This window comes from Nostoc sp. CENA543, assembly GCF_002896875.1.
Taxonomy (GTDB): Bacteria; Cyanobacteriota; Cyanobacteriia; order Cyanobacteriales; family Nostocaceae; genus Trichormus.
This window is the reverse complement of the sequence record NZ_CP023278.1, coordinates 1,831,668-1,843,850: the sequence shown is the minus strand read 5'-3', so window position 1 is coordinate 1,843,850 and position 12,183 is coordinate 1,831,668. Positions and strand designations below refer to the sequence as shown.

General features: G+C 39.7%; 9 protein-coding genes. 6 read left to right on the top strand and 3 right to left on the bottom strand.

From position 1 onward, the window contains the following. Positions 1-224: 224 nt before the first annotated feature. The 4 genes from CLI64_RS07720 to CLI64_RS07705 all read left to right on the top strand — a co-directional run bounded on the left by CLI64_RS07720 (position 225) and on the right by CLI64_RS07705 (position 6,535). Positions 225-1,001 carry a GTP-binding protein gene (locus CLI64_RS07720; protein ID WP_103136665.1) on the top strand — a complete coding sequence of 259 codons (777 nt, stop codon included), beginning with the start codon at positions 225-227 and terminating at the stop codon, positions 999-1,001. Then, complete coding sequence (locus CLI64_RS07715; protein ID WP_103136664.1) at positions 998-1,810, top strand: metallophosphoesterase; 813 nt, start codon at positions 998-1,000, stop codon at positions 1,808-1,810. Before CLI64_RS07720 ends, CLI64_RS07715 begins: the two co-directional genes overlap by 4 nt. A 193-nt stretch (positions 1,811-2,003) precedes the next feature. Beyond that, entirely contained in the window at positions 2,004-2,717 is a 714-nt protein-coding gene (locus CLI64_RS07710) for a metallophosphatase (protein WP_103136663.1), read from the top strand. A 482-nt stretch (positions 2,718-3,199) separates the two neighbouring features. Next, positions 3,200-6,535 carry a HEAT repeat domain-containing protein gene (locus tag CLI64_RS07705; protein WP_103136662.1) on the top strand — a complete coding sequence of 1,112 codons (3,336 nt, stop codon included), beginning with the start codon at positions 3,200-3,202 and terminating at the stop codon, positions 6,533-6,535. 159 nt (positions 6,536-6,694) lie between these two features. On the opposite strand, the gene glmS is transcribed toward CLI64_RS07705, so the two are convergent. From glmS to CLI64_RS07685, 3 genes are all read right to left on the bottom strand, one after another. Continuing rightward, entirely contained in the window at positions 6,695-8,569 is a 1,875-nt protein-coding gene (gene glmS, locus CLI64_RS07700) for a glutamine--fructose-6-phosphate transaminase (isomerizing) (protein ID WP_103136661.1), read from the bottom strand. A 419-nt stretch (positions 8,570-8,988) separates the two neighbouring features. Beyond that, positions 8,989-9,723: a ribonuclease PH gene (rph, locus tag CLI64_RS07690; protein ID WP_103136659.1), complete on the bottom strand. Its 735-nt coding sequence runs from the start codon at positions 9,721-9,723 to the stop codon at positions 8,989-8,991. Between the two features lie 311 nt (positions 9,724-10,034). After that, a complete protein-coding gene (locus tag CLI64_RS07685) occupies positions 10,035-10,619 on the bottom strand; it encodes a nucleoside monophosphate kinase (RefSeq protein WP_103136658.1) in 585 nt (194 codons plus the stop codon). A gap of 346 nt (positions 10,620-10,965) precedes the next feature. On the opposite strand from CLI64_RS07685, the gene CLI64_RS07680 reads away from it, so the two are divergent. Beyond that, entirely contained in the window at positions 10,966-11,502 is a 537-nt protein-coding gene (locus CLI64_RS07680; RefSeq protein ID WP_103136657.1) for a P-loop NTPase family protein, read from the top strand. 87 nt (positions 11,503-11,589) lie between these two features. Beyond that, complete coding sequence (dcd, locus tag CLI64_RS07675) at positions 11,590-12,162, top strand: dCTP deaminase (protein WP_225977529.1); 573 nt, start codon at positions 11,590-11,592, stop codon at positions 12,160-12,162. The last annotated feature ends 21 nt before the right edge of the window (positions 12,163-12,183 follow it).

Sequence of the window (12,183 nt, the reverse complement as noted above, 5' to 3'; positions counted from 1 at the left end):
TATAGTTATTTTAATCAACAGGGAATTATTGTAGAGACTTTAGTGTGTCCGTTGCTAGTTTTTTGTCAAATTGGGGAATGGGGAATGGGGAATGGGAAATGGGGAGACAAGGTAGAGTGTTTTGCCTAATGACTAATGACTAATGACTAATGACTGTTGACTGTTGACTGTTGACTATTGACCAATGCCTTTTCAAAATCAATGAAAATGATTATCATTTAAACATGAGTGTACCAAATATAACTGTTGTGGCTGGCCCGGCTGGCTGTGGCAAAACCACTTGGATTTGCCAACAAATACAAAATCTATCCGCTAGTGTAAACGTAATTTACTTTAGTCCTGGTACGGGAAAAGTCCCCATTGACCAGACACACCTGGCGGCGGATTTTCCTAATATTAAGGTTTTTCACGATGGACAAGAAACAGAGTTTTTGCAACAATTAGCAAAATTTGAGGCTGCTTATATAGAATTAGGCTTTTATTTAGAACTCACCAGCGTAGAAACAATCTTAGATGGTTTATCTTATCAATCTTTGGCTATTCTGCCACCAAAGCTGCAACAGTCAGAGTATCATGCTTGGGCAGATAAGATAATTCCAGGTGCAGACATCGATACTAATATCATCTCTAATCAACTGTGGCGAGTTCCCAGCAATGGACAAGTCATTGATGAAGACAGTTTACAAGAATTTTGGTATGAAATTACTCATGGTGCTTACGGTCAAGTGAGCCGCGCCAAGGGAATTTTTGATGTGGCTGATGGTAGGTCACTCTACGCAGATTTTGTGGCTGGTGTACCGACGACCGAGTTTTTAGAGTTAGACTTACCACGCCATTTAGAGGGAAGACCAGAAAGATTTAGTGGTTTAGAGGTATTGGGCAATAATTTAGATGAGTCTGCAATGAAGCGAACTTTAGAAGATTGCTATTTATCAGAAGTTGCAATTACGCAATACCAACAGCAAGTTAAACAAATTTTATTAGAGGAGAAAATCGAGTGAAAATAGCAGTCATGTCCTGCATTCATGGTAACTATGAAGCATTAGATGCAGTTTTGCTAGATATTGACCAACAAAAAGCCGAAAAAATTTTTTGTTTAGGCGATTTAGTAGGATATGGCCCATATCCAAATGCAGTCGTTACACAAATTCGTTCTCTTGATATTCCTACCTGTGCTGGTTGTTGGGATGAGGATATTGTTGAAGGATTAAACTCTTGTGAGTGTAGTTATCCTTCCCTATTAGCCGAAAAACGCGGTAAAATCGCCCATGAATGGACACATCAAGAACTCCATCCAGAAAATCGTGATTTTCTAGCTCAATTACCCCACGGCTTAAATTTAGATAACCTAGTTTTCTTTCATGGTAGCCCCCAAAGTAACCACGAATATTTATTACCAGAACTAGATGCGTTTGCTGCTTTAGAACGAGTTATTTCTGCGGATGCAGATGTATTATTTTGTGGTCACACTCATGTACCTTATATCCGTAATTTAGAAGCTGGTAGCCTACAAGTACGGGTAGAAGGTGTAGGAATAGAAAGCGAAGAAATAAAATTTTCTGCACCTTTAAAGCGAATTATTAATGTTGGTTCGGTTGGTGAACCCCGACATGGACGACCCAACGCCACTTATGTAATTTATGACACAGACACTCAAGAAGCAATTTTAAGAGAAGTACCTTATAACTATCAAAAAACCTGTGCAGCCATCATCGAAAAAGGTTTACCTGCAATTTTCGCTTGGCGTTTAGCCCAAGGTTTGGAATATGCAGAAAGGGCTGATGATCCAACTCACGTTTGTACTAGGTAAAGTAAAAAGGCAAAAGGCAAAAGGTGAGTCAGCGCGGTCTTGGGGGTTTCCCCCATGAGCGACTGACGTTAGCGCAGCGTTAGCGACGCAGGAGCGTCACCCGAAGGGTAAAAGTATAAATATTTTCGATTTGTACTATTTTACTTTTTACTGATATTGAGTTTACTAATAATCTCTAAGAGTAAAAGTTTAAATGAATAAGTGGGCTATTTTAAGCGGAATCGAAGGTAATTTATTAGCTTATGAAGCTGTTATGGCAGATATTAAACGCCAAATTAATCAAATTGAAGCTGTATATATTTTGGGTGATTTAATAGGGCCAAGTCCAGAAGTAGAAAAATTAGTAGAAAGAGTGCTGAACCCAAGCCTTGGTGAATTAGAACCCCTTGTTTGTAAAGGTTGGTGGGAAGAAAAGTGTTTAATTTTGCATGGTTTGGATTCTACTGGAGAAACAGATGATTTAATAGCAAAATATGGCGGCGAAACAGTAAAATTACTTTGGGATTCTGTTTCTCGTCAGACAGTACAATGGCTAAGAAATTTAGATTTGGGTTTTTTTGAACTAGATTGTTTACTAATCCACGGTACAACTCTATCTATAGATGAAGAATTAACACCCAATACTGCACCAATTACAATACTTGACCGCCTATCAAGAATGCAAGCAAATACTCTATTTTGTGGGCGTTCTGGTTTAGCCTTTCAATATCAGCTAGAAACTGGCGCAGTTACTACATCTGTGACTACTCTTGATAGACAACTATCTCCCCAAACTGTAAACATATCACCACACCAAGTCATCGGCGTGGGAAATGTGGGAAGAACACCAGGGGAAGCAAAATACACTCTCTATACTCCCACAAATAATCACGTAGAATTTAGAACTGTTCGCTATGGCGTAAGTTAAGGATTTCAGTTTAAAAAGACATATTAGAACTGTATGATGAGGTGAAGAAACTAGTTAACCTATCTCTAACCGAATTGATTGCTCTTTAGCACAAGCAGTTGGGTGATCATTATATGTCTTTTGATGATAGTCAAGATTTGAGCGATCGCCAATTACAACTACAGCACCAGATTGAGCAGTGGAAAAAAATAATTACAAAAATTTCTGGAATAGGTGGTAGTAGACTGGGTTGATTTTGCACTGACTTAAAAGCTAATAGATTTTGCAAATTTGGCAATAAGAAAAGGCTCAATCATATAGGCTGGGCTTTTGATTGTCAGCGCGATCGCTGTCTAAAATTAGACGATAAAAGACTTAAAACAGCCAAAAATCAGCAAAAATTTACGTAAGTTTAACTAATATAGTAAATATACTGATATCATTAGTATCGACTTATAATCTATACTTATTCATTTAAATCAATTATCTGGAGACCATAATCAATGATTGGTGCATGGGTAGGAGAATTAGTCACAGTAGAAGTTTCTAAAGCTTTACTGAATGGTGTTACAAAGAAACTTAACCCTAGTGATTTGGATAAGGCGATTAAAACTGCAACTATAGAAGCTTGTAAGCAAGAACCCCAATTATTTTATTCTTGTCCACCAGACTTTATACCAAAATTTTTATGTAATTTTTTTAAAGAAAAAGGATTGTCGGAGCTACAGAAGCCTCTAAAAAATGAGGGAAAGCCTGATGTAGATTATTTGGCTGTTATTTTCCAAAAATCAGCTAAAGCTGACTCAAAAATGAAGGGAATTCAAACTAATTATGTTCGTTCATGGATGGAGGTTTTTGTTAAAAATTATTTTGAAAATACAGAGAATTGTATCAGGTTTCAGTTTGCCAAAGAGAACTATTGTCAGCAATTAGTCAATTGGTTTGATGATGTGAAGTTTGTTGGCATTGCTGTACCAGGACAAGAAGTAGACAAATCGGAGAAACTAGTCAATATTTTTGTGTTACCAGAAGTGCAGGAGGATAACCAAAATAATTTAAATGCTCTAAACTCCAGCATTGAAACAGAGTTTTTTTCATCTAATTTGAGTCAAAGTCAGCAACAATTACTTTGGGAACAGAGACAGCGTGCTTTACGCAACTCTTCTGGGAGAAAATTGTTAGCTTCCCAAATTTTAAATCAAACGAACTGCCAAAAGTTTGTGCTTTTAGGTGCGCCTGGCTCTGGAAAAACGACTTTACTGAGTTATTTTGTGGTGATGATAGCTCAGAAGCGGATTGAGCAATTGAATATAAAAGCAGAAGCAGACTATTTACCTATTATAATTCCCATACGAGATTTTGCTAGACAAGAAAATACTAGCATTCTTGAATATGTTAAGCAATTTGTTGAAAAAAATCTATCTGTTAAAACTTTGCCTGTAGGTTTTTTTGAATATTGGTTAGAAGATGGACACACTTTTATATTTTTTGATGGGTTGGATGAAATTGCTCAAGAAAGTAAACGATATGATGTAGTACGTAAAATCGAGAATTTTTTGGGACAGTTTCCGAAAAATTGTGCAGTTATTACTTCTCGTCCTGCTGGCTATAAACGTGATTTTTTCAATACTCAAGAGTTTGCCCATTACGAACTTTTAGCTTTTGATGATGAGAAAATAGAAAAGTTTATTAACTGTTGGTATGACAGTCGTATTCAGGATAAGTCAGAGGCGGAGCGACGTAAAATAACTTTACGGGAAGCAATAAATGAAAATGAGCGTCTCAAATTGCTAGCGCGTAACCCTTTGCTGTTGACTATTATTGCTCTGATTCATCGCTATCAAGCAGTTTTACCTAAAGGTCGCCACAAACTTTATGAGAAAGCTGTAGAAACTCTCTTAACTTCTTGGGATGCTAATAAGGAAATTAGCGTTAACCATTTCTTGCAAGATATTGATATTGAAGACTTGCTATTTTTAATGCAAAAATTAGCTTTTTGGATTCATTGTCAGGGTAGTACAGCAGATAAAGAAGGAGGAACACTAATTGCTCGTGAAGATTTGCTTGACCAATTGAAAAAAGAAATCAAATCTCTGAAAGGCATTGAGCTTTATAAAGCAGAGGAAAAAGCGAAACGGTTTTTAAGTTTGATTCAGGAGCGTACTGGACTGCTGAATGAACAAGGTCAAGATTGCTATGCTTTCGTACATAAAACCTTTCAAGAATATCTGTGTGCTAGAGAAATTAATTATCAAGCAGATGATCAAGACGATTTTGATATTGTTTTACAGTATATTGACCAGTATCTCCACGACCCTCATTGGCGAGAGGTCTTACTGTTATTGATTACTCAGCAAGCACCAAACAAAGCAGCTACAGCTATTAGAAGAGTTCTCAGCAGGAATAGCGAATATGAACAATGGTTACATCGTGACTTATTATTTGCGGGAAATTGCCTTGCTGAAGATATCAAAAATTTAAAAACAGCAAAAGGTTCTCCAGCTATAGAAATTTTGCAAGATTTAGTAAATCTTGTAGTCAGCGATTCGTTACAAGTTAGTTCTCAAATTAAATCACAAGTATTTCAAATCTTATGTAGCCTGAATGAAACAGCCTTTCAAACTCAAGCTTTGCAATTGTTAAAAGAAAAAGAGCAACAAATAAATCAAGTACGATTTCAAGAATATTGTGCTGCATTAGGAGAGAAAGATGCGGCAGTTGACAGATTATTAGAATTACTCAAGGACTCAGAATCTCATGTGCGTTCTAGTGCCGCATTTGCATTAGGTAAAATAGGCGGAGAAGTAGCAATTCCTAACTTACTAGAACTCCTCAAAGACTCAATATCTAATGTGCGTTATAGTGCTGTACTGGTGTTAGGTAAAATAGGGAGAGAAGTGGCAATTCCTAACTTACTAGAACTCCTCAAAGACTCAGAATCTCATGTGCGTTCTAGTGCCGCAGATGCGTTAGGTCAAATAGGTGAAGAAGTAGCAATTCCTGACTTACTAGAACTTCTAAAAGACTCAATATCTATTGTGCGTTCTAGTGCCGCAGTTGCGTTAGGTAAAATAGGCGGAGAATCAGCAATTTACAGCTTACTAGAACTTCTCAAAGACTCAGAATCTCATGTGCGTTCTAGTGCTGCACTTGTCTTAGGTCAAATAGGTGGAGAAGTAGCAATTCCTAACTTACTAGAACTCCTCAAAGACTCAGAATCTGATGTGCGTTCTAGTGCCGCAGTTGCGTTAGGTAAAATAGGCGGAGAAGTAGCAATTCCTAACTTACTAAAACTCCTCAAAGACTCAGAATCTGATGTGCGTTCTAGTGCCGCAGTTGCGTTAGGTAAAATAGGTGGAGAAGTAGCAATTCCTAACTTACTAGAACTCCTCAAAGACTCAGAATCTGATGTGCGTTCTAGTGCCGCAGATGCGTTAGGTCAAATAGGTGGAGAAGTAGTAATTCCTGACTTACTAGAACTTCTAAAGGACTCAATATCTATTGTGCGTTTTAGTGCCGCAGTTGCGTTAGGTCAAATAGGTGGAGAAGTAGTAATTCCTGACTTACTACTTCTCTTCAAAGACTCAACATCTATTATGCGTTTGAGTGCCGCAGTTGCATTTGGTCAAATAGGTGGAGAAGTAGCAATTCCTGACTTGGTAGAACTTCTAAAAGACTCAACATCTATTATGCGTTTGAGTGCCGCAGATGCACTGAAGAAAATCGACGAAAAAACTCATAGTGTAGTCATTCATCTTTCTCAATGGATTAATGAAAACCATGATTCTGGATATATTGGAGATGGGATAGATTTGTTATGGGACTTGGTATGTGGCTAGACAAGCTGACATTAGCATCTAACAAATCAGTTCTGGCAAGATAGACACAGCATTACTGTAGACAATGCCCACAAAAACATTTCTAGATGTGATATAATAGCCACATCTAGAAATTATCTTATATACTCTACAAATATTTATTTAAATATTCGTATTTATTTATTCTACTGTTACTGATTTTGCTAAGTTACGAGGCTGATCGACATCCAAACCGCGACGGGCGGCGATGTGATAAGCCAATAGTTGCAAAGGGACTACTGTAAGTATTGGCGATAGTAATTCATCGACTGATGAAACGGGGAGTAAATCGTTAAAGATTTCTGCGGCTTCACCATCTTTTACAGGTGTTACACCAATTAAGCGAGAATCTCTGGCTTTGGCTTCTTGGGCGTTAGAAATTACCTTTTCATACACATTACCAGGAACTGCGATCGCCACTACCGGAACTTTCGCATCTAATAAAGCAATGGGGCCATGTTTCATTTCCCCAGCCGGATAGCCTTCAGCGTGAATGTAGCTAATTTCTTTCAATTTCAAAGCCCCCTCTAAAGCAATGGGGAAGTTAATCCCTCTACCCAAAAAGATGAAATCTTTGGTATCTGCAAAGTCATGGGCTAGATGTTCGATTAATTGTTCTTGACTTTCTAATGTGTCTTCGATGGCTTGGGGAATTTGGCGCAAACCTTGGATAATCTCTGCAAGTTTTTCTGGTGGTAATGTCTGGCGGCGATCGCCTAAATCCAAAGCTAGGGCGTAAAATGCCATCAGTTGGGCGGTAAAGGTTTTAGTAGCCGCTACACCAATTTCAATCCCTGCTAGGGTGTTGATGATATTAGACACCATCAAACCAAGGCTACTTTCTGGGCGGTTGGTAATGCCTAAGAGTCTAGCTTTATATTCAGGCGTTAGTCCTTGGCGGCGTTCTTTTTCCATTGCTAAAGCCGCTAAGGTATCGGCGGTTTCCCCAGATTGGGTAACACCAATAATCAGGGTATTGGGTGTTAAAGGTGATGGTGCATAGCGATACTCAGAAGCATAATGCACCTGAGCAGGAATTCCGGCTAATTGTTCGAGTAAGTATTTACCGACTAAGGCAGCGTGCCAACTTGTACCACAGGCGACAATATGAATTTGGGCTAAATCTGCATAAAATTCCTCTGGTAAACCCAAATTTACACGCTCATGATCAAAGTATGCCTCTAAACTTGCTCTCACTACTCCAGGCTGTTCGTAAATTTCCTTGAGCATGAAGTGTTTGAATCCCTGCTTCTCTACCATTGTGGGACTCAAGTTCAGCATTCGGGGCTGTTTTTTCAGCCTATCGCCAGCAAAGTTATAAATTTCTACGCCTAATGGTGTCAGACGAGCAATTTCACCATTTTCTAAGGGTAATACAGCACGGGTGTAAGCAACGATCGCCGGAGTATCGGAAGCGCAGAAAAATTCACCCTGGCCAAATCCTATGACTAATGGTGCTTGTTGACGCACTACAATTAACTCGTCGGGATAATCAGCCGAAATAACTGCGATCGCAAATGCCCCTTCTAAATGATTAGCTGCTTGACGCACTGCTTCTAAAAACAGGGAAGGAGAAAGGGGAACAGTCGGTGATGGGAGATTTTTTAAATATTCGGCAATCAGATGGGGAATTACTTCTGTATCCGTCTCAGAACGAAATTGATGACCTTTACTTTTGAGTTCTTCACGTAACTCACGGTAATTTTCAATAATCCCATTTTGGACTACAGCAATTCGCATGGCTGTATCCATGTGGGGATGGGCATTATATTCTTCTGGTTTGCCGTGTGTTGCCCAGCGTGTATGACCGATACCTATTTGGGCTGGAGTTGCTAACTGTTCTAGTTTAGAACGCAGGTTATGAAGTTTACCTTTAGCTCTAACACAATTTACCTCTCCTTCCCAAACAGTGGCAACTCCGGCGGAATCATACCCCCGATATTCCAGTTTTTCTAGCCCAGACAATAAAATTTCTGTCGCCGCCTGAGTGCCAATATACCCTACTATGCCGCACATTACTCACACCACCTTTTGCTCGGATAACTAAATCCAGTATAGTTGTTAGCACAAAAGTCGGTTCTTCTCAAAGGTAGAAGGTAGGAATTTAGGGGCGTGGAAGGCAGAAAGATTAATGATTAGGGGAAAAGGGTGAAGGGGGTGAGCGAAAAAAGGTGTGGGAGGTGTGGGAGGTGTGGGAGGTGTGGGAGGTGTGGGAGGTGTGGGAGGTGTGGGAGGTGTGGGAGGTGTGGGAGGTGTGGGAGTGTGGGAGTGTGGAGAGTGTGGAGGGGAATTTTTTGGATACGTAGCTAGAAATCCCACAAAAAATTTCGTTCACTCAGTGCAGGGGGAGCAATTTCCGTACCTAGACTTTTTTTGAGACGCTAACGTGTAGCTTGCTTCTCCTCCAGGTACGTCCCGCTACGCTAATTTGGTCATTAAAATAAATTTTCCCAATTTGAGATTGCGTCTCTTTGGGCAATTAATAATTGTTGGATACCTTTTTCAGCGTAATCTAGTAGCTGGTTTAATTGAGTGCGGGTAAAACTGTCTTTTTCGGCTGTACCTTGAGTCTCGATGAAACCTAAATTTTGATTCATGACTACGTTAAAGTCTACTGTAGCGGCGACATCTTCTATATAGTTCAAGTCTAAAAACGCCTCTTGTTCTAATAAGCCGACGGAAACAGCTGCTACCTGTCCACACAGGGGCGATCGCTCTAACACTCCTCGCTGCAATAATTGGGAAATAGCATGAGCTAACGCCACAAATCCCCCCGTAATTGCTGCTGTTCTTGTACCTGCATCAGCTTGCAGCACATCCGCATCTACCGTTAAAGTCCTCTCTCCCAAAACCTCAAAATCTATCGCCGCCCTCAAACTACGTCCAATCAATCTTTGAATTTCTTGTGTTCTACCAGACAACTTCAATAATTCTCTTTCCTGACGTTGCTGTGTCGCTGAAGGTAACATCCGGTACTCAGCAGTTAACCACCCTTGACCTGTTCCTGACAAAAACCTGGGAACACCTTCAGCAACGCTAACAGTACACAATACTTTAGTGTCACCACATACTGTCAACACAGAACCAGGTGCAAAGCGAGTAAATTCAGATTCAAAGGATACAGGACGGAGTTCATAAGGTTTTCGACCGTCGGGACGCTGCCAAGCCATTAGAGATGCCTCTATATCTTGTTTGTAAAACTGTACTTTAGAACAGCTATCAGGTATACGGTGGAGGGTTATAAAGGACACCAATGCTTTTCACAAATTGGTGTGGTGTTTCGCATCTGTGATTTTACCCAACACAGTTCACAGTTCACTGTTAAAGCTAACTTTAGTATCGCCACTCATACCTAGTCTGTATCTTAAGGTCAGCATCTCTAGCTGAAGACAAAGTCATAAGATTGAAATTAAAGTGTAAGTTTTATTGTGTAATAAACAATCACTAATCCCGAAAAATTTTAGGATAACTAAAGACTGATTTAAGAGGCTTCCAACAACGTTAAAATATTTTGTAAAACTAGCTCTGGTAATTGATCACCATTAATCGTTAACAAACGGCGGCGGCGGTCATAATACTCTAAAATAGGCACAGTACGGTCATAAAAAATTTCTACGCGACGCTGTACAATCTCTGGTTGGTCATCTGGTAGAGAGCGACCCAAAGAGCGACTCACCATCACTGCTTCTGGGACTTGTAAGTAAATTGCCCAATCTAACTTTTGTCCCAATTCATCCAACAAAAAATCTAATTCTTCCGCCTGAAACGCAGTTCGGGGATAACCTTCCAAAATCCAACCACCACCAACATCAGGTTTTTTCAGTCGCAACCGAATTAATTCAATAATCATTTCATCCGGTACTAGTTCCCCTTTAGACACATAGGGTTGTGCATAGCGGCCAATTTCACCCAGATTAGCATAGACACTTTCCCAGGTCTTACCGCCAGATATTGCTTCCCGTAAAATCTCACCTGTAGAAATTTCTGGTACTTCAAAATATCTTGCCAATCTTTGCGCTTGTGTACTCTTCCCTGCTCCTGAGCCTCCCAGAATCACTAGTCTCACAACTATTCACTCCTCAACCCGTCACATTTACCACATAATAGATTTGTTTTGCCCAACCGTGTAGAAAATCTAACATTTACCCCAAGAGTCATACTGTTTTAATTTCTGGTTCAAAGAAGCGGCAGATAGGGGGAGTAGGAAAACACCAAGCAATTCCCAATACCCAGTCCCTAGTCCCTAGTGCCTAATTCGACTCTTGACTTCAGCACAACCTAGTGTTTGACTTATAGAGCAGATTGCCAGGTTGATCAAACTGAGCAAAAACAAATTGATTATACAGGTGATTTTCTCAAAGGAATCTCTGCTAAATCTGGTGAATTTATTGTGATTTTTTGATATTTATCCTATGGTTGCCCAGTTAGAAACTCCCAGTGCGAATTCGACTCCTAGCCTACTGCATCCAATTGAAGGTCTGGTGCAAGTCTTCACCAGCACTCACCGCAATTTTTTCACCAGCGTTATGGGACAAGCACTCAGAATTGCTGGACAAGGTACACCAGTTTTGATAGTACAGTTTCTCAAAGGTGGCATTAAACAAGGACACGATCGCCCGATTCAGTTAGGACAAAATTTAGATTGGTTACGCTGTGACTTACCCCGTTGCATTGATACACCACACCTAGATGAATCTGAACACCAAGCTTTACAAAAATTATGGCAACACACACAGCAGGTAGTAAACGAGGGCAAATATTCTCTGGTTGTTCTAGATGAGTTAAGTTTGGCGATTCACTTTGGTTTGATTTCAGAATCAGAGGTTTTGGCTTTTCTCTCGCAACGCCCTTCTCATGTAGATATTATTCTTACTGGTACAGAAATGCTGTCATCTATTCTCGATGTAGCTGATCAAATTACAGAGATTCGCCGTAGTCATAGACCCTAAACAAAATCCACAGTTCACGATATCCTAATTAATCCGATTTGAATTACCTGTGAACTTGTGATTAAGAACGACATCTGGATTACTGAAATGGCTCAAAAAGGAATGATTTCACCTTTTGAGCCAAGCTTAATCAGAAAAGTACAGAAAGACCTATCTATAGGTTGTCAACCTGCAATTAGCTATGGTGTGTCTTCCTATGGGTATGATATTCGCCTTTCTCCTGTTGAGTTCCGCATCTTTCGCCACATTCCCGGAACTGTAGTTGATCCCAAAAACTTTAATCCTCAGCATTTGGAATCTACACAGCTGCATACAGATAACAATGGAAGGTACTTTATTTTGCCTGCTCATAGTTACAGTCTGGGGGTTGCTTTAGAGAAATTAGAGATTCCCGACAATATCACTGTAATTTGCATCGGAAAATCAACTTATGCACGATGCGGCATAATAGCCAACATTACCCCTGCTGAAGCTGCATGGCGAGGTCATTTAACTCTAGAATTTTCTAATTCTTCTAGTGCAGACTGTCGTATCTATGCTAACGAAGGTGTAGTTAAACTGCTATTTTTTGAAGGTGAACTCTGCTCAGTTAGTTATCAAAATCATCATGGTAAATATCAGGATCAAAGTGAAATCGTGACACTAGCTAAGGTATGCTAGTAAGTCGGTTTGATTTACTTG

Bases quoted from the DNA above. Each gene is read 5' to 3' on its own strand.
- dcd (WP_225977529.1), top strand. From the start codon at position 11,590: ATGGCTCAAAAAGGAATGATTTCACCTTTTGAGCCAAGCTTAATCAGA.
- CLI64_RS07705 (WP_103136662.1), top strand. From the start codon at position 3,200: ATGATTGGTGCATGGGTAGGAGAATTAGTCACAGTAGAAGTTTCTAAA.
- rph (WP_103136659.1), bottom strand. From the start codon at position 9,723: ATGGCTTGGCAGCGTCCCGACGGTCGAAAACCTTATGAACTCCGTCCT.
- glmS (WP_103136661.1), bottom strand. From the start codon at position 8,569: ATGTGCGGCATAGTAGGGTATATTGGCACTCAGGCGGCGACAGAAATT.
- CLI64_RS07680 (WP_103136657.1), top strand. From the start codon at position 10,966: ATGGTTGCCCAGTTAGAAACTCCCAGTGCGAATTCGACTCCTAGCCTA.
- CLI64_RS07720 (WP_103136665.1), top strand. From the start codon at position 225: ATGAGTGTACCAAATATAACTGTTGTGGCTGGCCCGGCTGGCTGTGGC.
- CLI64_RS07710 (WP_103136663.1), top strand. From the start codon at position 2,004: ATGAATAAGTGGGCTATTTTAAGCGGAATCGAAGGTAATTTATTAGCT.